Annotated in this window: 19 protein-coding genes; 7 read left to right on the top strand and 12 right to left on the bottom strand. The window is 70.5% G+C overall.

Translation table 11 applies throughout. The features are described from left to right. Positions 1 to 9 precede the first annotated feature (9 nt). The 5 genes from AC07FA_RS25215 to AC07FA_RS25235 form a co-directional block, all read right to left on the bottom strand. Positions 10 to 852, bottom strand: a complete 843-nt coding sequence (locus tag AC07FA_RS25215) for a GNAT family N-acetyltransferase (RefSeq protein WP_479078417.1) — start codon at positions 850 to 852, stop codon at positions 10 to 12. A 191-nt stretch (positions 853 to 1,043) separates the two neighbouring features. Further along, positions 1,044 to 1,352 carry an SCO5918 family protein gene (locus tag AC07FA_RS25220; RefSeq protein WP_479078419.1) on the bottom strand — a complete coding sequence of 103 codons (309 nt, stop codon included), beginning with the start codon at positions 1,350 to 1,352 and terminating at the stop codon, positions 1,044 to 1,046. Between the two features lie 89 nt (positions 1,353 to 1,441). Further along, the gene (locus AC07FA_RS25225; RefSeq protein ID WP_479078421.1) at positions 1,442 to 2,956 is read right to left on the bottom strand and encodes a DEAD/DEAH box helicase; all 1,515 of its coding nucleotides are present in this window, start codon (positions 2,954 to 2,956) and stop codon (positions 1,442 to 1,444) included. A 208-nt stretch (positions 2,957 to 3,164) separates the two neighbouring features. Further along, positions 3,165 to 3,368, bottom strand: a complete 204-nt coding sequence (locus tag AC07FA_RS25230) for a cold-shock protein (RefSeq protein ID WP_479078423.1) — start codon at positions 3,366 to 3,368, stop codon at positions 3,165 to 3,167. Between the two features lie 311 nt (positions 3,369 to 3,679). After that, the gene (locus tag AC07FA_RS25235; RefSeq protein WP_479078425.1) at positions 3,680 to 4,018 is read right to left on the bottom strand and encodes a MerR family transcriptional regulator; all 339 of its coding nucleotides are present in this window, start codon (positions 4,016 to 4,018) and stop codon (positions 3,680 to 3,682) included. A gap of 877 nt (positions 4,019 to 4,895) precedes the next feature. Here AC07FA_RS25235 and AC07FA_RS25240 point away from each other — a divergent pair. Then, positions 4,896 to 5,285, top strand: a complete 390-nt coding sequence (locus tag AC07FA_RS25240; RefSeq protein ID WP_479078427.1) for an ATP-binding protein — start codon at positions 4,896 to 4,898, stop codon at positions 5,283 to 5,285. Positions 5,286 to 5,349: 64 nt separating this feature from the next. Here AC07FA_RS25240 and AC07FA_RS25245 read toward each other — a convergent pair whose 3' ends face one another. After that, on the bottom strand, positions 5,350 to 6,030 hold the full coding sequence (locus AC07FA_RS25245) for an HAD family hydrolase (RefSeq protein ID WP_479078791.1): 681 nt from the start codon (positions 6,028 to 6,030) through the stop codon (positions 5,350 to 5,352). A 119-nt stretch (positions 6,031 to 6,149) separates the two neighbouring features. Between AC07FA_RS25245 and AC07FA_RS25250 the strand changes: the two genes are divergently transcribed. Beyond that, on the top strand, positions 6,150 to 8,732 hold the full coding sequence (locus AC07FA_RS25250) for a bifunctional FO biosynthesis protein CofGH (RefSeq protein WP_479078429.1): 2,583 nt from the start codon (positions 6,150 to 6,152) through the stop codon (positions 8,730 to 8,732). 70 nt (positions 8,733 to 8,802) lie between these two features. Here AC07FA_RS25250 and AC07FA_RS25255 read toward each other — a convergent pair whose 3' ends face one another. Next, the gene (locus AC07FA_RS25255) at positions 8,803 to 9,177 is read right to left on the bottom strand and encodes a MerR family transcriptional regulator (RefSeq protein ID WP_479078430.1); all 375 of its coding nucleotides are present in this window, start codon (positions 9,175 to 9,177) and stop codon (positions 8,803 to 8,805) included. A gap of 76 nt (positions 9,178 to 9,253) precedes the next feature. On the opposite strand from AC07FA_RS25255, the gene AC07FA_RS25260 reads away from it, so the two are divergent. From AC07FA_RS25260 to AC07FA_RS25270, 3 genes are all read left to right on the top strand, one after another. Then, entirely contained in the window at positions 9,254 to 10,345 is a 1,092-nt protein-coding gene (locus AC07FA_RS25260; RefSeq protein WP_479078432.1) for an alkene reductase, read from the top strand. 103 nt (positions 10,346 to 10,448) lie between these two features. Continuing rightward, on the top strand, positions 10,449 to 10,922 hold the full coding sequence (locus AC07FA_RS25265) for a carboxymuconolactone decarboxylase family protein (RefSeq protein WP_479078433.1): 474 nt from the start codon (positions 10,449 to 10,451) through the stop codon (positions 10,920 to 10,922). A 238-nt stretch (positions 10,923 to 11,160) separates the two neighbouring features. After that, entirely contained in the window at positions 11,161 to 12,285 is a 1,125-nt protein-coding gene (locus AC07FA_RS25270; protein WP_479078434.1) for an ADP-ribosylglycohydrolase family protein, read from the top strand. Between the two features lie 63 nt (positions 12,286 to 12,348). Here the strand turns inward: AC07FA_RS25270 and AC07FA_RS25275 are convergent, their stop codons facing one another. Both AC07FA_RS25275 and AC07FA_RS25280 read right to left on the bottom strand, forming a co-directional pair. Continuing rightward, positions 12,349 to 13,935 carry a sodium:solute symporter family protein gene (locus AC07FA_RS25275; protein ID WP_479078436.1) on the bottom strand — a complete coding sequence of 529 codons (1,587 nt, stop codon included), beginning with the start codon at positions 13,933 to 13,935 and terminating at the stop codon, positions 12,349 to 12,351. A 350-nt stretch (positions 13,936 to 14,285) separates the two neighbouring features. Further along, positions 14,286 to 15,068, bottom strand: a complete 783-nt coding sequence (locus AC07FA_RS25280; protein ID WP_479078438.1) for an SDR family oxidoreductase — start codon at positions 15,066 to 15,068, stop codon at positions 14,286 to 14,288. Between the two features lie 79 nt (positions 15,069 to 15,147). On the opposite strand from AC07FA_RS25280, the gene AC07FA_RS25285 reads away from it, so the two are divergent. Continuing rightward, positions 15,148 to 15,987 (top strand): hypothetical protein, encoded by an 840-nt coding sequence (locus AC07FA_RS25285; protein WP_479078440.1) that lies wholly within the window; start codon positions 15,148 to 15,150, stop codon positions 15,985 to 15,987. Between the two features lie 114 nt (positions 15,988 to 16,101). Here AC07FA_RS25285 and AC07FA_RS25290 read toward each other — a convergent pair whose 3' ends face one another. The 3 genes from AC07FA_RS25290 to AC07FA_RS25300 all read right to left on the bottom strand — a co-directional run bounded on the left by AC07FA_RS25290 (position 16,102) and on the right by AC07FA_RS25300 (position 18,318). Continuing rightward, positions 16,102 to 16,308, bottom strand: a complete 207-nt coding sequence (locus tag AC07FA_RS25290) for a DUF397 domain-containing protein (protein WP_479078442.1) — start codon at positions 16,306 to 16,308, stop codon at positions 16,102 to 16,104. Between the two features lie 223 nt (positions 16,309 to 16,531). Next, positions 16,532 to 17,389, bottom strand: coding sequence for a helix-turn-helix domain-containing protein (locus AC07FA_RS25295; RefSeq protein ID WP_479078444.1), 858 nt, complete (start codon positions 17,387 to 17,389; stop codon positions 16,532 to 16,534). A 209-nt stretch (positions 17,390 to 17,598) separates the two neighbouring features. Continuing rightward, positions 17,599 to 18,318 (bottom strand): GOLPH3/VPS74 family protein, encoded by a 720-nt coding sequence (locus tag AC07FA_RS25300; protein ID WP_383785596.1) that lies wholly within the window; start codon positions 18,316 to 18,318, stop codon positions 17,599 to 17,601. A 193-nt stretch (positions 18,319 to 18,511) separates the two neighbouring features. On the opposite strand from AC07FA_RS25300, the gene AC07FA_RS25305 reads away from it, so the two are divergent. Then, on the top strand, positions 18,512 to 20,911 hold the full coding sequence (locus tag AC07FA_RS25305; protein WP_479078446.1) for a D-alanyl-D-alanine carboxypeptidase family protein: 2,400 nt from the start codon (positions 18,512 to 18,514) through the stop codon (positions 20,909 to 20,911). The last annotated feature ends 28 nt before the right edge of the window (positions 20,912 to 20,939 follow it).

Raw genomic sequence — 20,939 nt, forward strand, 5'->3', positions numbered from 1 at the left:
GGCCGGACCCTACGAACGGGCGGGCTGGTTGGCGATCAGCAGGGTGGTGCCGGCCGGGCGGAAGCCCAGGCGGGCGTAGATGCGGGCGACCGCGTCCTCGGCGTAGGCGAGGAAGACGGTGTGCACGCCGTGGTCGCGCGCATGGGTGGCCAGGGCCGCCATGACGGCGGCGCCCAGGCCCTGGCGGCGGGCCGTGGGAAGGGTCCCGATGCCGCCGATCTCGGTGGTGCCGTCCGCCGGGTGGTAGTGGCCCACGGCGAGCGGAGTTCCGTCGGGTGCGAGGGCGGACACGAGGACTTTCCGGCCGTCGCGGATGGTCGGGCGGACGACCGCGAGCGTGCCGTCGGCCGTCAACGTGTCGGCCACGGCGGCCAGTTCCGTGCGGCCCGCTGACCCCACCGCCGTACCGACGTCGGCGAAGGCGAGGCGGGGGATGGCGAGTGCGGCGGCCAGGGCGGGGTCGTCGGCGGTGAGGGCACGGATGCTGACGCCGTCCGGCAGGGGCGGCGGAACCAGCGGGTGGTCCGGGTCGAGGACCATCAGCCGGCGCTCCAGCACGGGCAGACCGGCGGCCTCGACCAGCCCGCGCATCGCGGGAGCCACCTCGTCCAGCCACTCGAACGCCTCGGGCACACCGAGCTCCCGCTGCCTGGCCCGTACGAGGGCGATACCGGCGCCCGTGACGCCGGCGGCGCCGATGGGCTGGGCGTGGCTCGGGCCGCCGTAGTACGGGGCGCCCGTCTCCCGCCGTACGAACAGCCGCAGCGGTCCGTACTCCTCGGCCTCGGCGAACCCCAGGGGCGCGGTGGCGTAATAGCGCTCCACACGGGCGCGGAGCGAGAGCTCTGTCATGCCCCGCATCCCATCACGGCCCGCCAGGCGTCCGAGCGGTGGCCTCTCCGCAACCGTTCCCGAACGCCGCATGCACGACGAGCCCCCGGAGCTCCCGCTGTTCGGGGAGGCGTTCCTGTGGGCGGGCCTGTTCCGCGGGAGGCAGGTGCGCTCTCGTGGTGGCGGAGCGCCCTGCTCACCCTGCCCGTCGGTCAGACGGCCGCAGGGGTTCCCAGCAGCGCGGAAGCCTGCTGGAACGGGGTGAGTACGCGCGCGGGCGCGGCGGCCGGGAGGCCGCGGCAGGTGAAGCCGAGCTGGGCCATGGCCCGGAGCACTTCGCCGGCGCTGAAGTCACGGCGGTCCTGGCGGGTGACGACCTGGCCGACCTGCTTGACGGGGTAGGTGCGGCGGCCGATGATCACGGACTCGCCGAGGACCTGCTCGGGCCTGATGCCCTTCATCGATTCCAGGACGCCGCTCTTGGTGAGGTCGAACGGGAAGCGGGCGATGACACAGCGCATGATGCCTCACAAGGAGAAGAGCGACGGGGGTGGTTCTGCTGCGGTGAGGCGGTCCAGAGGCGGTTCAGCCATGGCCCACCGGACACGGCCTAGGCCGCCGCGTCGAAGGTGGACTGTCGCGCGCTCACGCGCCGGGCAGCCGAGACGGGGCTGCGTCGGCCGCGTGAGGCGGTGCCGCGCTTACGCCGCTCGGTCACCGGCGCGGTGATGGTCACGGGGACGCCGGAGGGCGTCCGGGCACCGGTGATCCGGCAGAGTGCCTCTTCGCCGGAGCGGACCTGGGTGGTCAGGGGCACGATGCCGGCGGCCGTCATGAGACGGGTCATGTCGCGGCGCTGGTTGGGGGTGACCAGGGTGACGACGCTGCCGGACTCGCCGGCGCGGGCGGTACGGCCGCCGCGGTGCAGGTAGTCCTTGTGGTCGCTCGGCGGGTCGACGTTGACGACGAGGTCGAGGTTGTCGACGTGGATGCCGCGCGCCGCGACGTTCGTCGCGACGAGCACGGTGACGTGCCCGGTCTTGAACTGGGCCAGGGTGCGGGTGCGCTGCGGCTGTGACTTGCCGCCGTGCAGGGCGGAGGCACGGACACCGCTGGCCAGCAGGTGGTCGGTGAGCTTGTCGACGGCGTGCTTGGTGTCGAGGAACATGATCACCCGGCCCTCGCGCGCCGCGATCTCCGTCGTCGTCCGGTGCTTGTCGGCGCCGTGCACGTGCAGGACGTGGTGTTCCATCGTGGTGACCGCACCCGCGGACGGGTCGACGGAGTGGACGACCGGGTCGGTGAGGTAGCGGCGGACCAGGAGGTCGACGTTGCGGTCGAGGGTGGCGGAGAACAGCATCCGCTGGCCCTCGGGGCGGACCTGGTCCAGAAGCGCGGTGACCTGGGGCATGAAGCCCATGTCGGCCATCTGATCGGCTTCGTCGAGGACCGTGATCGCGACCTGGTTCAGTCGGCAGTCACCGCGGTCGATGAGGTCCTTGAGACGGCCGGGCGTCGCGACGACGACCTCGGTGCCACCGCGCAGCGCACTGGCCTGCCTGCCGATGGACATTCCGCCGACGACGGTGGCCAGGCGCAGCTTGACCGAGCGGGCGTAGGGCGTGAGTGCGTCGGTCACCTGCTGCGCCAGCTCACGCGTCGGCACGAGGACCAGGGCTAGCGGCTGGCGGGGCTCGGCGCGCTGTCCGGCGGTCCGGGCCAGCAGGGCCAGGCCGAAGGCGAGGGTCTTGCCGGAGCCGGTGCGCCCGCGTCCGAGCGCGTCGCGGCCGGCGAGGGTGTTGGGCAGGGTCGCGCCCTGGATCGGGAACGGGACGCTCACGCCCTGCGCGGTGAGTGCGGCCAGCAGCTGCTCGGGCATGTCGAGGTCGGCGAACGCCTCGACCGCGGGCAGCGCGGGAGTGATCGTCTTCGGCAGGGCGAACTCGCCCTGGACCGGTGCGGGACGCCGGCCGTGGCCGCCCGAGCGGCTCGGACCCCCTGAACGGCTCGGGGCGGGCGAGCCGAAGCGGCTGCTCCGGCCCGAACCGGCGCCGGCGCCGAAAGCGGGGCCGCCGGTGCGGCTGCGGGTGCGGGAGGAGCGGTCGTTCGTACGTGTGGGGTTCATTCAGAACCTTCCTTGATACGACACGTATCAAGGAATTCCCGCAGCGGAAAAGCAGCGCGGGGAATCACGAGAACGGGCCGAATGGAATGCGAAATGGGTGACGTCGTGCAGACGTGAAATTCCACAGGTGATACCACTGTGGGAAATGCGTGTAGCTGGGGCCCGCACCCCGAGGGATGCGGGCCCCAGCTACACGTGCGCGTCAGCGTCAGGCGGGAACGATGTTCTCGGCGGTCGGGCCCTTCTGGCCCGGCGCGATGTCGAAGGTGACCTGCTGGCCTTCGAGCAGCTCGCGGAAGCCCTGGGCGGCGATGTTCGAGAAGTGGGCGAACACGTCGGCGCCGCCACCGTCCTGCTCGATGAAGCCGAAACCCTTGGCCGCGTTGAACCACTTCACTGTGCCTGACGCCATGACATGTCTCCTTTGGGGCAGTGCGCTCGGGAGCCGCGATGCGCGGATGCCCGGGTCGCCGCGATGATGCCCCGTCCGGAGGATGAACCGGCGATACAAAAACGCTTCCAGTGGCTGAGAAAGCCGACGAAGGTGCGCTTTAAGTTTTGGGAACCACAACTGCAACTGGTAACGACAGTAGCATGCCGTAATGGCATGCGTGCGGTGAATAATTCCGCTCTGTTCGCTGTCCCAAAAACACTCCCCGCATGATGCGTTAAACCCTCATCCCGCGGTCACAGATATTTGATCCCTTGCGGGCGCGCACGACCTCACGCCGTGGGCGGTGTATTCCCCGGGTCGGCGGCACCGCGGTACTCGGCGTTGATGCGCTGGGCTTCTTCGAGCTGGTCTTCGAGGATGACGATGCGGCAGGCGGCCTCGATGGGGGTGCCCTGGTCGACGAGTTCACGTGCGCGGGCGGCGATGCGCAGTTGGTAGCGGGAGTAGCGGCGGTGTCCGCCGGCGGAGCGGAGCGGGGTGATCAGGCGGGCTTCTCCGATGGCGCGGAGGAAGCCCTGGGTGGTGCCGAGTATCTCGGCGGCCCGGCCCATGGTGTAGGCGGGGTAGTCGTCGTCATCGAGACGGCCGAACGAGTCGTCTGCTGTCATCGCACCTCTCTGTGGAACGCGTGGAGGGGCCCTGGTGCCGTATGGCACCAGGGCCCCGAAGGAACTGCTACACCATCTGCCGGCCCTGATACCGCGCCGGCCTTCTGTTTCCGCGGACCCGACCGTGTTGCTGTCGGGGGTGCGGGGATCGCGGTTGCTTGACCGGAGACCACCTCACTATCGATGTCCTGCGGTACCCGGGCTCAAGACATCGGCCCGGGCGATCCTGATGGCGCTCAACTCCTCCGTTCTTCCCTCTGGACGAGCACTTGCCGAAACCGGAACTGCGTACTGCTGGTACTGCTGGTACTGCTGGTACTGCGAACTACGTGTGGCTTCGAACAGCGCCACTCTTCGGCAGCCAGCCCCGTCGCCCGTCCTGCGTCTGCTCTGGCTTGGAACCCCACTGCCGAACTTCCCGGTACGCGCGTCCGCAGCCGACGCCTTTACCGAGGGACCACTGACAACCGCGCTGCTGGGTCCTGCGAACTGCACATGCTGAACTGCTCATGGCGGCCCCTGATCACTGCGGGCCCCCCGGTCCGGCCGTCAGTCCCGTCGCCGTCCTGCAACCAGCCTGGCTTCGAAACTCCACCACCGCACCGTCCTGCGAACTGCGTGATGCCTGCCCGGCAGTTCGTGTCTGCCGGGCCTTGCTCGATCTCGACTACGAGAGAAACCATAGCCACACCGCCATCCAATGTCTACCCCGGCCGACATAGATTTCCGTGCGGGAACCAGGGAGATAGTCGGATTTGATCATGGAAGGGCATGTTGCGGCCCCACTCCGGGTTTGTGCGGTTGACGCGCCGCAGGCCGGGCACAAGCACTGGTCTGACAAGAACGGGCATGGACGATCCAGAGGCAGGGTGACCTGATGGGCACGATGAGCGTCAACGTCGCAACCGTCCGCTCCACGATCTCCGTCGGCGACGCACGCGAGGGCGCCCGGGACTTCCTCGACGGCCTCGTGCCAACCATCAGGGACGAAGCCGCCGACTCCGTGGTCCTGGTCGTCTCGGAGCTCGTCACCAACGCCCTGCGGCACGGCGGCGGCACGTGCGCCCTGACCCTGACCGCACACCCGGACGGCATCGAGGTGGCCGTGCGCGACAGCAGTACGCAGGTACCGCGCATGCGCACCCCCGACCTGAGCGGCGCCACCGGAGGCTTCGGCTGGCCCATGGTCAACAGCCTCGCCCGCACCACCGCGGTGACCCTCGGGACGGACCACGGCAAGACCGTCAGCGCCTTTCTCGCCCGGTAGCGCCAAGAGGACGGCGGCCGGAGTGACGCGGCCACCGGCACGCTCGACGGCGTCCGGGGCGGGGCTAGACCGACCGCAGTGCCCGTGCCGGGGCGGGGGTCGCGGCCGTCTTGTCCAGCAGGGCCGGGAGTTCCGTCAGTGTGGTGATGTGCCAGTCCGCCGACTCCGTGACATCCGGGTGCTCCGCCCACCAGTGGCCGTAGGGGCCGCGGCGGATGTGGGCCGTCCGCAGGCCCGCCGACCTGGCCGGGAAGAGGTCGTTGGCCGGGTGGTCGCCCACGTACAGGGTGGACCGGGGGTCGGCTTCCGAGGCTTCCAGTACGTGGGCGAAGAAGGCCGGGTCCGGTTTGGCCGCGCCCCACTCCTCCGAGGTGACGACCAGGTCGGCGGGCAGGTCGAGAGCGCGGAGCAGTTCGCCCGCGCGCGCGGTGCGGTTGCCCGCGATCACGACGCGGAGGCCCAGCGCACGCAGTTCGGCGAGTGCGGGGCGGACGTCGGGGTAGAGGTCCGACTCGTCCAGGTGCTCGCCCCGGCCGGCCGCCGCGCGGGCGTGCGCGGCCTCGGCGATGTCCATGCCGGGGCGCAGCAGGCGCAGCGCGTCGGTGCCCTCGCCGCCCTGGGTGACCGCGGCGCCGACCAGCGCGCTGAGCGTGTGCGGCGGGATGCCCAGCCAGTTGGCCCAGGACGCCCAGTAGCGGTCGTCGCGGATGAGTGTTTCGCCGATGCCGAAGACGATCGTTTCCATCACCGGGCCGAGCCTACGGGCCAATCGGGGCATAACGGTCCAGGCGCCAGGGGTGCGGGGAAGGTCGGGTCCGCCGGAGTGCCGGTCCGGGGCGGATGCCTCGCTCGTATGCTCGGGTCATGACCGATCCTCAGCGCGGACGCCCGACCACCAACGCCATGCGGCGCGCACTCAAGCGCGCCCGGGACGGCGTCGCCCTCGATGTCACCGAGGCCGCCGTGCTGCTCCAGGCGCGCGGCGACGATCTGAAGGACCTCGCCGGGTCCGCCGCGCGGGTGCGGGACGCCGGACTCGACGCGGCGGGCCGGCCCGGTGTCATCACGTACTCCCGCAAGGTCTTCATCCCGTTGACGCGGCTGTGCCGGGACATGTGCCACTACTGCACGTTCGTGACCGTGCCGGGGAAGTTGCGGCGTGCGGGCCACGGAATGTTCCTGTCGCCCGACGAGGTCATCGACATCGCGCGCAAGGGCGCCGAACTGGGCTGCAAGGAAGCGCTGTTCACGCTCGGCGACCGGCCCGAGGACCGCTGGCCCGAGGCGCGCGAGTGGCTGGAGGCCGAGGGGTACGACGACACGCTCGCGTACGTACGGGCGATGGCGATCCGGGTCCTGGAGGAGACGGGGCTGCTCCCGCACCTCAACCCGGGGGTCATGACCTGGACCGATCTGCAACGGCTCAAGCCCGTCGCGCCGTCCATGGGCATGATGCTGGAGACGACGGCGACCCGCCTGTGGTCCGAGCCCGGCGGCCCGCACCACGGCTCGCCGGACAAGGAGCCCGCCGTGCGGCTGCGGGTGCTGGAGGACGCGGGGCGTTCCAACGTCCCGTTCACCACCGGCATCCTGATCGGGATCGGTGAGTCGTACGAGGAGCGCGCCGACTCCCTCTTCGAGCTGCGCAAGACGGCCCGCGCCTACCACGGCATCCAGGAAGTCATCGTGCAGAACTTCCGCGCGAAGCCGGACACGGCGATGCGCGGCATGCCGGACGCCGAACTGGAGGAGCTGGCCGCGGCGATCGCCGTCGCCCGCCACATCCTCGGCCCCTCCGCCCGCATCCAGGCCCCGCCGAACCTCGTCGACGCCGAGTACGCCCTGCTCATCGGCGCCGGGATCGACGACTGGGGCGGCGTCTCGCCGCTCACCCCCGACCATGTGAACCCCGAGCGCCCCTGGCCGCACATCGACGAACTGGCCGCGAAGACCGCCGAGGCGGGTTTCACGCTGCGTGAACGGCTCACGATCTACCCGGAGTTCGTCCAGCGCGGCGAGCCGTGGCTCGACCCGCGGCTCCTCCCGCACGTGCGGGCGCTCGCCGACCCGGAGACGGGACTCGCGAAGGAGGGGGCGGTCCCGGCCGGTCTGCCCTGGCAGGAGCCCGACGAGGGCTTCAACGCCACCGGCCGCACCGACCTGCACCGCACCATCGACACCGAGGGCCGTACCGGCGACCGGCGGGACGACTTCGACGAGGTGTACGGGGACTGGGAGGCCCTCCGCGAGGCGGCGGCCCCCGGCATGGTGCCGTCCCGCATCGACGGCGATGTGCGCCAGGCCCTGAGTCAGGCCGCCGACGACCCGACGAAGCTCACCGACGACCAGGCGCTCGCGCTGCTGCACGCGGACGGCGAGGCGCTCGACGAGCTGTGCCGGATCGCGGACGCGCTGCGGCGGGACGTGGTCGGTGACGACATCACGTACATCGTCACGCGGAACATCAACTTCACCAACGTCTGCTACACCGGCTGCCGGTTCTGCGCCTTCGCCCAGCGGCGTACGGACGCCGACGCCTACACCCTCTCGCTGGACCAGGTCGCCGACCGTGCCGCGCAGGCGTGGGACGTGGGCGCCGTCGAGGTCTGCATGCAGGGCGGTATCCACCCCGACCTGCCGGGCACGGCCTACTTCGACATCGCGCGGGCAGTGAAGGAACGCGTCCCCGGCATGCACGTGCACGCCTTCTCGCCGATGGAGGTCGTCAACGGGGCCACCCGCACCGGCCTGTCCATCCGTGACTGGCTGACCGCCGCGAAGGAAGCCGGGCTCGACTCGATCCCCGGCACGGCGGCCGAGATCCTCGACGACGAGGTCCGCTGGGTCCTCACCAAGGGCAAGCTGCCGACGGCCACCTGGCTGGAGGTCATCAGGACGGCCCACGAGGTGGGTCTGCGCTCCTCCTCGACCATGATGTACGGGCACGTCGACCAGCCGCGTCACTGGCTCGGCCATCTGCGGACGCTGGCCGGCCTCCAGCAGGAGACCGGTGGCTTCACCGAGTTCGTGACGCTGCCGTTCATCCACACCAACGCGCCCGTCTACCTGGCGGGCATCGCCCGCCCCGGCCCGACCGACCGGGACAACCGGGCGGTCACGGCGATGGCCCGGCTGCTCCTGCACCCGCACATCACCAACATCCAGACCAGCTGGGTGAAGCTCGGCACGGAGGGCGCGGCGGAGATGCTGCGCTCGGGCGCCAACGACCTGGGCGGCACCCTCATGGAGGAGACCATCTCCCGTATGGCCGGGTCGAGTTACGGCTCGTACCGGTCCGTGCAGGACCTCGTCGCCATCGCCGATCTCGCCGGCCGTCCGGCGAAGCCGCGTACGACGCTGTACGGGGAGGTGCCCGAGGAGCGCGTGGCGGCCGCCGCCGCGTCGGACGGGCACCTGCCGGAGCTGCTGCCGGTACTGCCGAGCTGACGCCGGGGCCGGCCGTACGCCCGCGCGGCACAGCCCTGCGGGAGCGCGGCCGGCCCGGCGTGCGGCGGGTTCAGCGTGCGGCCGGAGCCTCTTCGGCCGCCGTGGCGATCACGTCGTCCAGCACCTCCCGGGAACGCAGCAGCTCGCCGATCGTCCGGTCGATGCGGTCGCGCTCCGAGGTGAGGTCGCTGACCAGCCGAGGGGTGGCGATCGCGGACGGTCCGCCGTCCGAGTCCCGTACGCAGGGCAGCAGTTGGGCGATCTTCGAGCTGCACAGCCCGGCCGCGTAGAACTCCTGGATACGGATCACGCGGTCGACCGCCCCGTCCGGGTAGTCGCGATGGCCGCCGGGTGTGCGGTCGGCCGCCAGCAGCCCCTGGGCCTCGTAGTAGCGCAAGGAGCGCTCGCTCACGCCCGTACGCCGGGCCAGCTCACCGATCCGCATGGATTCCTCGCCTTCTCGAACGTGAAGCCGTCTCGGACTTGAACCTGACACCGGTGTCAATTCTTACCGTGACGGCATGACGAACGCATCCGCATCCACGAAGATCTTCGAACCGGCCGGACTCGGCCCCCTCACCCTGCCCCACCGCCTGGTGATGGCTCCGCTGACCCGGAACCGGGCCACGGCCGACGGCGTACCGACCCCGCTCATGGCCACGTACTACGCCCAGCGCGCCTCCGCCGGGCTGATCATCGCGGAGGCGTCCACGCCGAACGCCGTGGGCCAGACCTATCCGAACATCACCGCGATCCACAGCCCGGCCCATGTCGCGGGCTGGCGCCTGGTCACCGACGCCGTCCGGGCGGCGGGCGGCCGGATGTTCCTCCAGATCCAGCACGGCGGGCGCGTCGGCCACCCCGACACCAGCGGCCTCACGCCCGTCGCCCCCTCGCCCGTCGCGCTCCCCGAGACCATCCACACCCCGTCCGGGCGCCTGCCCTCGGTCGTCCCCCGCGAGATGACCGCCGAGGACATCGAGGAGACCGTGGCGGACTTCGCCTCCGCCGCCCGCAACGCGATCGAGGCGGGCTTCGAAGGGGTCGAGGTGCACGGCGCCAACGGCCACCTCCTGCACCAGTTCCTGGCCCGGGGGACCAACCGGCGGACCGATGCCTACGGTGGTTCCGTGGCCGGTCGCATCCGCTTCGTGACCGAGGTGGTCGAGGCCGTCGCCGCGGCCGTCGGACCCGGCCGGGTCGGCCTGCGCCTCTCGCCCGGGAACACGGTCAACGGGATCGAGGAGGGCGACACCGAGGAGATCTACCGGGCGCTCGTCGCCGCCCTCGCCGACAGCGGCCTCGCCTATGTCCACCTGGTGCACGCGGACCCGGACCACCCCGTCTACCAGCAGATCCGGAAGGACTGGCCGGGAACGCTGATCGCCAACCCCGTGCTGCCCGCCGACCGCATCCCGGACGACGGGGGCATCGGCCACGGAGAACGGCTCCTGGCCGCCGGAGCCGACCTGATTGCGCTCGGCCGCCCCTTCCTCGCCAACCCGGACCTCATCCACCGCGTGCGCACCGGCGCCCCGGTGAACCAGGTGCGGGACGCCTACCTGATGTACGTGGGCGGGGAGAAGGGCTACACGGACTACCCCGCCCTGTGACGCGAGAGGCGGGAGACGCAGGTCACAGCCGCTCGTGTCACATCCCGCCGAGCCGTTCCGTCAAGGAGGTACAGGCATCAGCAACGGCACACAGGAGTACGTCATGGAAGCTCGTCTCAACGTCTTCGGCAACCCGGTCGCCACCGCGCTCATGAAGCACTTCAACATGGCGGGGAAGGTGCTCACGGATTCGACGCTGCCGGCCGCGACACAGGAACTGGTGAAGATCCGCGCCAGCCAGATCAACGGCTGCGGCTTCTGCACCGACATGCACACCAAGGACGCCGCCCACCGCGGCGAGACCTCGACGCGCCTCCACCTGATCGCGGTCTGGCGGGAGGCCAACGTCTTCACCGACGCCGAGCGCGCCGCGCTGGAGCTCGCGGAGCAGGGGACCCGGATCGCCGACGCCGCCGGCGGCGTTCCGGACGAGGTCTGGGCGAATGCCGCCAAGCACTACGACGAGGACCAGCTCGTCGCCCTGGTGTCACTCATCGCCGTCATCAACGCCTACAACCGGCTGAATGTCATCTTTCAGATGCCCGCGGGCGACTACAAGGTGGGCCAGTTCGGATAAACGGCCGGAACGGATTCCGGGGAAGTGCCACCGGCCGGGACCGCGGACAGCGTCTCGGCCGGGCACCGCACCCGCCCCGGAAAACCGTGAGGAATGCCGTGCAAAACCGTGAGGAATGCCTTTCAAAAGTGCTCTCGCGAGCTACTCCGTACATACCGTTCCAGCCCTGATCCGGCCCTTCCCGTTCGATTACAGTGCTTGCGCAGTCGCAGGCCGGGACGCGGAGGGAAGGGGCACGGTGAGCACAGGGACCACAGGGACCACAGCTGTCTGGGGCCGTGCCGAACAGCAGGACTTCCGCAGCCGGGTACGCGGCGCCCTGCTCGGCGGCGCCATCGGTGACGCGCTCGGCGCGGGCGTCACCGGGCTCACGCTGGAGCAGATCCGCGAGGCGCACGGCGCCGAGGCGGTCACCGACTTCGTGCCCGCCCACGGCAGACGCGGAGCCGTCACCGCCGTCACCCAGCTCACCCTGTTCACCGTCGACGGTCTGATCCGCGCGCAGGTCCGCCGCGACATCGGAGCCTGGCACCCGCCCACCGACGTGCACCGCGCCCATCTGCGCTGGGCCGCGACCCAGCGGGACTGGGGCCCCGACGAACGCCGCGCGGAAGACGGCTGGCTGGCCCGCGAGGAGTGGCTCTACACCCGCCGCGCCCCCGCCCGCGCCTGCCTCACCGGCTTCGGCGACACCGTGATGGGCACGCTGGACCAGCCGAAGAACCCCACCGCGCGGGACTCGGCCGCCCTCACCCGCTCCGTGCCCTTCGGGCTCCTGGTCGGCTGGGAGCCGCAGCTCGTCCTCCAGCTGGCCGTCGAGTGCGCCGCCCAGACCCACGGCCACGCCACCGCCCAGCTCGCCGCCGGAGCCCTCGCGGTCATGGTGCACGGACTGGCCCGTGGTGAGACGCTGGACGGCTCCGTGCAGCACGCCCTGGCCCTGCTCGCCGGGCGCCCGGGCCAGGAGCCGGTCACCGAAGCCCTCAAGCGGGCGCTCGGCTCCGTACGCCAGGGCATCCCCGGCCCGGCTCTCATCGAGGCGCTCGGCGCCACGGACTCCGCCGAGGAGGTCCTCGCCGTGGCCCTCTACTGCGCCCTCGTCGGCGAGGACGTCCGGCACGGACTGCGGCTCGCGGTGAACCACGGAGGCCCTTCCGCGGCCACCGGGGCCGTCTGCGGAGCCCTGCTCGGCGCGCTGCACGGCGAGACGGCGCTGCCGCCCGCCTGGCTCTCCGAACTGGAGGGCCGGGCCACCCTCCTCGAACTCGCCGACGACTTCGCGATGGAGATGACCCAGGGCCCCGCCCTGCACAGCCCGACCGCCGTCGCCGTCGGCTGGCTGGCCCGCTACCCGCGGGGATGAGCGCGGGCGCGGGAACGGGCGGCGGACCCCCCGGCCCGCCACCCCCGCCCGGTCGTACGACGGTCAGTCCTTCACGCCCTCACGGACCACCGGGTCCGCGGGCCCGGCCTGTGCGGGAATCCCCGCACCGGACGCACCGCCCGCCGTGCCCCCGTCGTCGCCGTCCGTGTTGATCCGCTCGATGATCGCGTCGCGCTCCGGGGTGTCCTCCGGCTTGATGAACCCGATGACGATGTAGAGCACCAGCGAGATCGCCAGGGGCAGTGCCACCTGGTACTGGAGCGCCACATCCGTCTTCACCGAACCGTCGAGGTTGTAGTTGGTGAAGAAGAACGCCAGCAGCCCCGCCGCCCAGCTGGTGAGCGCCGCCGTCGGCCCCGACTTCCGGAACCCGCGCAGCAGACCCAGCATGAACGGGATCGCGATCGGGCCCATCAGACCGGCCACCCACTTGATGACGACCGAGATGATGTCCTTGAACGTGGGCGAGTTGATCTGCGTCGCCAGCGCCATCGACAGGCCGAGGAAGGCGAGCGTGGAGAGCCGCGCCGCCAGCAGGCCGCTGCGGTTGCTCCAGGAACGCGCAGCCTTGGAGAAGACCGGCGCGATGTCACGGGTGAAGACCGCCGAGATGGCGTTGGCGTCCGAGGAGCACATGGCCATCGTGTGCGAGAAGAACCCGACGACCACCAGGCCGAGCAGACCGTGCGGCAGCAGCTGTTCGGTCATCAGGGCGTAACTGTCCGAGGCGTCCGGCTTCTTGGCCTCGACGAGCACCGGGGCGACCCACATCGGGAAGAAGAGGACGACGGGCCAGACCAGCCACAGGACCGCGGAGAGCCGGGCCGAACGGGTCGCGGAACGCGCGGAGTCCGTGGCCATGTAGCGCTGGGCCTGGTTCCACATGCCGCCGTTGTACTCGAAGGTCTTGATGAACAGGTACGCCAGCAGGAACGTCACGGTGTACGGGCCGGCCGTCGGGTCCGTGTGGCCCTCGGGCAGCTTGTCCCAGACCGTCCACAGCGAGCTGAAGCCGCCCAGCTCCTTCAGGACGATGACCAGCATCGCGATACCCGCGAAGAGCTGGATGACGAACTGGCCCAGCTCGGTGAGCGCGTCGGCCCACAGCCCGCCGACCGTGCAGTAGACGGCCGTGATGGCGCCGGTGATGAAGATGCCCTGGGTGAGGGTGATGCCGGTGAAGACGGAGAGCAGCGTGGCGATGGCCGCCCACTTGGCACCGACGTCCACGATCTTCAGGAGCAGCCCGGACCAGGCCAGCGCCTGCTGGGTCTGGATGTTGTAGCGGTTCTTGAGGTATTCGAGCGGGGACGCGACGTGCAGTCGCGAGCGCAGCCGGTTGAGCCGGGGCGCGAAGAGTTTGGCGCCGATGCCGATACCGATGGCGATCGGCAGCGACCAGGTCACGAAGGACGTGACGCCGTACTGGTACGCGATACCGGCGTAGCCGGTGAACATCACCGCGCTGTAGCCGGACATGTGGTGCGAGATGCCCGAGAGCCACCACGGCATCTTGCCGCCGGCCGTGAAGAAGTCGCTGACATTGTCCACGCGCGCGTGCGACCAGAGTCCGATCGCGACCATCACACCGAAGTAGCCGATGAGCACGGCCCAGTCGAGACTGTTCATGCCCCCTCCAGGGGTCCGCCTTGTGAACGGGTACGCACTTCGTCAGTACGGCCGTTCAGCGGTGGCCCCGTGCGGGAGCGGGGACTTCGGGGATTGAACCGCCTGGCCGGGTCCCCGGTCAAGGCATTCCCACGATCAGAGATGTGAACGCGAATCAGCAAGGCGAACGATTTTGCCTTTTCTTGACCTTGAGGGGCGTTGTCGCGAACGTGACAGCGGCCACACGATGGGCGGGCACTTCGTCAGGCTGTGCAGAGTCCATGAGCCCGTCCTGGGCGACGCAGGTACGACAAGACCGCACGGGATGCGGGTCCCGTGCGGCCGAGCAAGGAGGAGATCTGCCCCTGCCGTCAGCGCATCAGCTCGCCGGCGTTGACCAGAAGCGACTGCCCGGTGATCGACCGGGCCCGGTCGGAGGCGAGGAACACCGCGGCCTCCGCCACGTCCCCGTCGGTGGCCGGTTCCGGCAGTGCCATCCGTGCGGTGAGCCCGGCCAGCACCTCCTCCTCGGGCACGCCGTCGGTGTGCGCGGTGAACTTCACGTACGCCTGCACCGGCGGCCCCCACATCCAGCCGGGCAGCACCGTGTTCACCCGTATCCGGTGCGGCCCCAGTTCCTGCGCCAGTGAGTACATCGCGGAGGTCAGCGCCCCCTTCGAGGCCGCGTACGCGGCCTGCCGCACCTGGGTCGGGGCGGCCACCGATGACTGCGTACCGATGATGACCACCGAACCGCCGTGCTTCTTCAGTGCGGGCAGGCAGGCTCTCGTCATCCGCAGGGTGCCGAGCAGATTGACGTCGAGAACCGACTGCCATACGGCGAAGTCGGCATCCTCCAGACCGCCGAAATGGGTGTCCAGGGCGGCCACGTGGACCACCGCGTCGATCCGCCCGAACCGCGCGAGCGCGAGTTCGGCGAGTGCCTCGCACCGGGCCTCGTCGGTGATGTCGGTCGGCAGGCAGGCCGTGCGCCGGCCCTCCGGGTCGATCTCGGCGGCCGTTCTGGCGAGACTGGCCGCCGTGCGCGCCCCGAGGACCGCGCGGCCCCCGTCCCGTACGACGGCCGCCGCGACCTGGTGCCCGAGTCCGGCGCCGACACCCGACACGATGACGGTCTTCCCCGCGAGCAACATCGGTGCCTCCCGGCTCTGGCAGTTCTTCTGACGGGGCGTCAGAGTAGGACGCCGCGGCGAAGCACGGAAGGGGAACGGCATGAGCGAGGAGACGCGGAGCGATCTGTACGCGGAGCTGGCGGCGGTGGGCCCGTACGGGGTCCGCCCCGGGCACGCGCTGATCACCATGGTCGAACCGCATCCGGGCCATGAGTACGCCTACAACCGCTGGTACGAGGACGATCACTACTACGCGGGCGCGATGGCCATGCCCTGGATGGCCGCGGGCCGGCGCTGGGTCGCCACCCGCGAGCTCCAGGCGCTGCGCTACCCGGCGAAGTCGGCCGTGGCGCAGCCGGTCGGGGCCGGGTGCTATCTGTCCACGTACTGGGTGACGGAGGGGCGATACGACGACCACATGAAGTGGACCGTCGCGATCAACAAGCGGCTCAACCGGGACGGCCGGGTCCACCAGGACCGCACCCACGTCTTCACGGCCTTCCAGGACCACGAGGCGACCGTCTACCGCGACGGGGCCGAGGGGCCGCGCGACATCCACGCGCTCGACCATCCGTACGCGGGACTCGTGCTCCAGGTCGTCGACGCCGACGGACCGGAGCAGCGGGCGGAACTGCTGGAGTGGCTGCGCTCCCGGCATCTGCCGGAGCGGCTCGCCGGGTCACCGGCGGCGATGGTCACGGTGTTCCGGCCGACACCGCTGCCCGGCGACCGGATGACCTATGTGAAGCAGGTCGAGGGGGTGGACACCCGGCTGACCCTGCTGTGGTTTCTCCAGGAGGACCCGCGTGCCTGCTGGGCGAAGCACTTCACGGGGCTCGACGGGGCGGTCGTCGCGTCGGGCCTGGGGCGGGTCGAACTGGTGGCACCGTTCCTGCCCACCGTGCCCGGGACGGACCGGTACGTCGATCAGTTGCGCTGACCTTCAGGCGCGCCGACGGCCGGTCGGTTCGGGCCGAGCCCCCTCGGCCAGGACGGCGGACCAGTCGAGAGGGCTCCAGTCGTTGATGCGCCTGTGTCCTGCGGGCAGCACCGGTCAGGCGTCGACAGCGCCCGTTGCGACATCCCGCACGAAGGCATTCCACGCACCGGACACGAAGGTGAGCGAAGGACCCTCGGGAGCCTTCGAGTCACGCACGGCGATGGCCTGGGTAAGCGGGGACTTGACCTCGACACATGCGCCGTTGCCGCCCGAGTACGAGGACTTCGTCCAGATGTCCGTAGCGCCCTGAAGAATAGCCATTTTCACTCCGGTTCAGAGAGTTGTGCGAGCGGAACAAACCGCGTTCCTGTTGGCGTGATCGACGCTACTCGCCAACTTCCCCGAGCGCCGGGGCCATTCACTCGACCGGATGGCATATCCCCTGTGAGTCTTCCGCCGAGAGGTGGCGGCGGTGTACTCTTCCGCCACCCCTCACCTGGCATCGCAGCATTTCTCGCAAAACAGACGTCGCGGGTGACTGGAATCAGCGGGTGTAACCCTTGGCGATGTCGCTGATGAACTCCCGGGTCTGTTCCACATTCAGCGCCTGTGCCCGCAAGTGCTCGTACATGACGCTGTATCGCTGCACATCATTGGCTTTCTCCAGGTAGAGGTCGCTGGTGACGCCCTCGATGTAGACCACGCTGGAGTCCGCGGCGTCCGGGAATTCCAGAATGGCGTACTGGCCGTTGATGCCGGGGTGTGCGCCCATGCTGAACGGCAGTACCTGCACGGTCACATGGGGCAGGTGCGACTGCTCGATGAGGTGCTCCAGCTGGTCGGTCATCACCTGCTTGCCGCCGACCACCCGGTGCAGCGCGGATTCGTCGATGACGGCCCAGAGGCGCAGCGGGTGCTCCGGCGCGTTGATCCGGTCCTGGCGGCGGGCCCGGACGCTGACCCGCTTCTCGATGTCGGAGGGGGCGGACTCCGGCAGGGCGCCGTTGATCAGCGCCTCGGCGTACTGCCGGGTCTGCAGCAGGCCCGGTACGACCTGGGGCTCGTACACCCGCAACGACTCCGCGTCGGTCTCCAGGCCGATGTAGACGCTGTACGGGATGTCGCCGAAGGCATGCCACCAGCCCTGCTGGCGGGAGTCCTTGGCCATCTGCATGAGGGAGTCGACGACGCGGTGGTCCTCGACCTCGTACACCCCGCAGAGGTCGCGGACGTCTCGCTGGCTGATGGAGCGGCGGCCGTTCTCCAGGCGGCTGATCTTGGACTGCGAGACCAGCAGGCGCTCCGCCACCTCCTCGGCCGTCATGCCCTTGATCTCGCGCAGGCGGCGCAGTTCCTGCCCCAACCGGCGTCGCCTGACGGTGGGATTGACGTTGGACGGCACGGAAAGTGCACCTCCGGCTATGTAGCTGTGCGTATCTACTGCTCAGCAGATTGCCACCCATGACCCCGGGCGCGCTGGGAAATGGCCACACGCAGGCGCGCGGGGCAGCCGGTGGACCCGGCTGCCCCGCGCGTGGTGCGGCTCCCGAACCGGGTCTTTGGGGACGTCGGTGCGGCGGTATTCGGTTCTCCGCGCGGTCCTCTGCGCGGTCAGTGGACGGAGGTGTGCGCCATGCTGCCGCGGCGCGCTTGCGCCCCGGGCTGCAACGGCACGCCTGCCGCCTGCTGATTACGGCGCGGCTGTACGGCCACGCCGTTCTGGACGTCCATCACGGCATGCGCCACGAGTCCGCCCATGGGGTCGTGTCTGATCAGGTCCCGGAGCCGTGAGCGCGATGAACGCCCCTCGTTCCCGGGGTACAGGTGCTTGCCGAGTCCGACCGCGTGGGCCAGTGCGGCGAGCGCCGCGGTCCGCGGGTCCGGCGGTACGCCGGTGCGGATCGCACTGTCCAGCCGGTTTCTGATGTCCCGGCTGATCGCCGTGTCCGTCGCTTGGTAGCGAGTCGTCGGCAGCACTCCGCACATCTGGCCCGCCACGGCATGCACCATGCCGCACCGCTCCAGATGAGCGAGGTAGATCTGGCGCAGCCCCAGGCGGGGCCCGCCAATCCAGTGGACGGCCCGGACCGGGCTGCCGCGTCGGCGCAGCAGTTCCAGTGCGGAGTCCAGAGTCGGATCTCCTGTCGGCCGTGGCATCACCACGGCGATACGATCCCCGTCAGGGGCTATCCGTCCTGCCAGAGCCAGCTCCACTAGCTGTGCTCCGGCGAGGCCGAGGTCGAGCGACTGCGGCTGCGCTGTGGTACCCGTGGTCGGGTCCAGAGCGAGCAGCAGAAGCTCCTCCGGAATTGTTCTGCGGCTCCTGCCCATCCATGCCTCCCCGCGTGGATGAATGACAGGGTGACCCCTCTCACATTGGTCTGTCGAGAGCGCCTGGGTGCTTTGTATGGGAACCAGTAGGTATGTCGTTCTCGTCTAGCAGCCCGGCCAGGGGTTCACACAGGACACTGGTAGATGGTTCGGACAGCGCGGGGTTCCCCCGCAGCGTATGGAGGAGGCATCGGTGGCGGGCGAGTCCCCCGACAAGTCGGAGCAGCGGAAGTCATCGGGGACGGCTGCGGAGGAACGTGATCCGCGGCTCGCCGTGTTCCGAGAACAGCCCGCTACGACGGACAGCGCGACGGCGGTCTTCCGCACGCAGGCCCCCCAGGACGCGGTGGACGATCCCGCGGAGAGCCCTGCGGAGGACTCCGTGCCGTCCACGGACGCCGTGGACGCCCCCGAGGAGGGCTCCACGCCCTCCGGTGGGGCCGCCGAGCCTCCCGATGCCGACGAGGCCGCTGAGACCGCTGAGACCGCGGTGACGGCTGAGGCGGACGCCGACGCGGAGCCGGAGGCCGACGCGGAGCCGGGTGACGCGAGGTTGCGGGCCGCGGTCGCGGCGTGGGTGGCGACCGGCGATGGGGACGAGGACGGGGACCAGAACAAGCCGGAGGCCGGTGAGGCCGGTGCCGAGGCCGACGCCGGTGCCGCGGCCGCCGCGGCCGCGGACGAGCCCCGGGTCCCGAAGTCCCGCGAGGAGCCCGTCGTCTCCGAGGCCGCCGAGGCCGGGGAGCCCGCAGAGGTCGTGGAGTCCGACGAGCCGTCCGAGCCTGCCGCCGAACAGGGCGGCACTTCCGAGCCGGCCGAGGACGCCGAGCCCGTCGTCGCGGCAGAAGCGGCCAAGGACACCGAGCCCGCGGACACCGCCGGACCGGCGAAGTCCACCGATGCCGACAAGGCCGACAAGGCCGACAAGCCCGACAAGCCCGCCGACTCCGCCGACCCCGCCGACACCGCGGGGGACAAGCGCGGAATCGATCAGCCCACCGCCGTCTTCAAGGCGGTCAAGCCGCCTCGGGTCGACCAGCCGACGACCGCGCTGAAGATTCCCCAGGCGAAGCCGAAGCCGGAGACGCCCGCCGAGCGGACCAGCAAGTTCGTGCCGCTGCGCTCCGACGACGTGCGGCCGGCCTCCGCCATCGGGCCCACGGTCACCCCCGACGTCACGCCGGCCCGGGACGACGGCCCCGGGCGGCCCGCGGCTCCCAGCTGGGCGGCCTCTCCGGTGGCCGCCGAGGCCCCCGCGCCGGCGCTCGGCGGGGCCGAGCGGACCCGGCAGCAGCCGCTGCCGCCCAGGCCGCCGCTCGACCTGCTCGCCGAGCTGACCAACACGCCTCCGCCGGAGGAGACCCCGGTCCGCACCGCGGTCCGCCGGGTCAAGATCTGGACCCCGCTGCTCCTGCTCGCGGTGATCATCTTTGCGATCGCGCAGATGGTGCGTCCGTTGCCGGCCCCCGAGCTCAGGCTGACGGCGGAGCCGACCTACACCTTCCAGGGCGACCAGCTGGACCTCGCCTGGCCCGACCAGGGGCAGTCCGCCGTGATCGTGGACGGCGTCGGTTCGCTCGGCTCCGCAGGGGCGCAGAAGCCCGCGCCGATCGCCAGCGTCGCGAAGGTCATGACGGCGTACGTCATCCTGCGCGAGCACCCGCTCAAGGGGGACGAGACCGGCGAGACGATCACGGTGGACCAGCGCGCGCAGGACGAGGCCAAGCTGACGGAGGAGTCGACGGCCCCGCTGAAGAAGGGCCAGAAGCTCAGCCAGCGCGACCTGCTCCAGCTGATGATGATCCCGTCGGGCAACAACGCCGCCCGGCTGTTCGCACGCTGGGACTCCCCGACCGAGGCGGAGTTCGTCGACAAGATGAACGACGCGGCCAAGGACCTCGGGATGGACGATTCCACGTACACGGACCCCAGCGGGCTGAAGAAGACCACCATCTCCACCCCGGCCGACCAGCTGAAGCTGGCCCAGGCGGTCATGCAGAACGACGTGTTCCGCGCGATCGTGGACATGCCCGAGGTCGATATCGAGGGCATCGACACCAAGATCTACAACAACAACTCGCTCCTGCTGGAGCCCGGTGTGAGCGGCATCAAGACCGGTTCCACGACCCCCGCGGGCGGCTGCCTGCTCTGGTCCGCCAACACGGTCGTGGACGGCAAGACGCACTGGATCTACGGAGTCGTCATGGGGCAGCAGGCAGGCACGGGCGGGTCGTACGACAGCCTCACGCTGTCGCTGACCAACGGCCTCAAGCTGATCCAGGACGCCCAGAAGGCCGTCACCTCCGCCACCGTCGTGAAGAAGGGTGACGTCGTCGGATACGTGGACGACGGCTTCGGCCACAGCACCCCCGTGGTCGCCACCAAGAATCTGAAGGCCGTCGGCTGGCCGGGACTGAAGGTCGAACTGTCCGTCACGGACAGCGGCAAGGAGATCTCCCACACCGCCCCGGCCGGTACGGAGGTCGGCATGGTGACCGTCGGCACCGGTACCGGAAAGGTCACCGCCCCCGTCGCGCTCCAGGGCGGACTGACGGAGCCGGCCTTCGGCGACAAGCTGACGCGCATCGGCTGATCCGGCAGGGAGAAGGAGGCGCCGCCAT

It is taken from the genome of Streptomyces sp. NPDC045968, from assembly GCF_056430475.1.

What these genes read in the sequence shown, in the direction of transcription:
- AC07FA_RS25215 (WP_479078417.1), bottom strand. Translation starts at nt 852, where the DNA reads ATGACAGAGCTCTCGCTCCGCGCCCGTGTGGAGCGCTATTACGCCACC.
- AC07FA_RS25220 (WP_479078419.1), bottom strand. Translation starts at nt 1,352, where the DNA reads ATGCGCTGTGTCATCGCCCGCTTCCCGTTCGACCTCACCAAGAGCGGC.
- AC07FA_RS25225 (WP_479078421.1), bottom strand. Translation starts at nt 2,956, where the DNA reads ATGAACCCCACACGTACGAACGACCGCTCCTCCCGCACCCGCAGCCGC.
- AC07FA_RS25230 (WP_479078423.1), bottom strand. Translation starts at nt 3,368, where the DNA reads ATGGCGTCAGGCACAGTGAAGTGGTTCAACGCGGCCAAGGGTTTCGGC.
- AC07FA_RS25235 (WP_479078425.1), bottom strand. Translation starts at nt 4,018, where the DNA reads ATGACAGCAGACGACTCGTTCGGCCGTCTCGATGACGACGACTACCCC.
- AC07FA_RS25240 (WP_479078427.1), top strand. Translation starts at nt 4,896, where the DNA reads ATGGGCACGATGAGCGTCAACGTCGCAACCGTCCGCTCCACGATCTCC.
- AC07FA_RS25245 (WP_479078791.1), bottom strand. Translation starts at nt 6,030, where the DNA reads ATGGAAACGATCGTCTTCGGCATCGGCGAAACACTCATCCGCGACGAC.
- AC07FA_RS25250 (WP_479078429.1), top strand. Translation starts at nt 6,150, where the DNA reads ATGACCGATCCTCAGCGCGGACGCCCGACCACCAACGCCATGCGGCGC.
- AC07FA_RS25255 (WP_479078430.1), bottom strand. Translation starts at nt 9,177, where the DNA reads ATGCGGATCGGTGAGCTGGCCCGGCGTACGGGCGTGAGCGAGCGCTCC.
- AC07FA_RS25260 (WP_479078432.1), top strand. Translation starts at nt 9,254, where the DNA reads ATGACGAACGCATCCGCATCCACGAAGATCTTCGAACCGGCCGGACTC.
- AC07FA_RS25265 (WP_479078433.1), top strand. Translation starts at nt 10,449, where the DNA reads ATGGAAGCTCGTCTCAACGTCTTCGGCAACCCGGTCGCCACCGCGCTC.
- AC07FA_RS25275 (WP_479078436.1), bottom strand. Translation starts at nt 13,935, where the DNA reads ATGAACAGTCTCGACTGGGCCGTGCTCATCGGCTACTTCGGTGTGATG.
- AC07FA_RS25280 (WP_479078438.1), bottom strand. Translation starts at nt 15,068, where the DNA reads ATGTTGCTCGCGGGGAAGACCGTCATCGTGTCGGGTGTCGGCGCCGGA.
- AC07FA_RS25285 (WP_479078440.1), top strand. Translation starts at nt 15,148, where the DNA reads ATGAGCGAGGAGACGCGGAGCGATCTGTACGCGGAGCTGGCGGCGGTG.
- AC07FA_RS25290 (WP_479078442.1), bottom strand. Translation starts at nt 16,308, where the DNA reads ATGGCTATTCTTCAGGGCGCTACGGACATCTGGACGAAGTCCTCGTAC.
- AC07FA_RS25300 (WP_383785596.1), bottom strand. Translation starts at nt 18,318, where the DNA reads ATGGGCAGGAGCCGCAGAACAATTCCGGAGGAGCTTCTGCTGCTCGCT.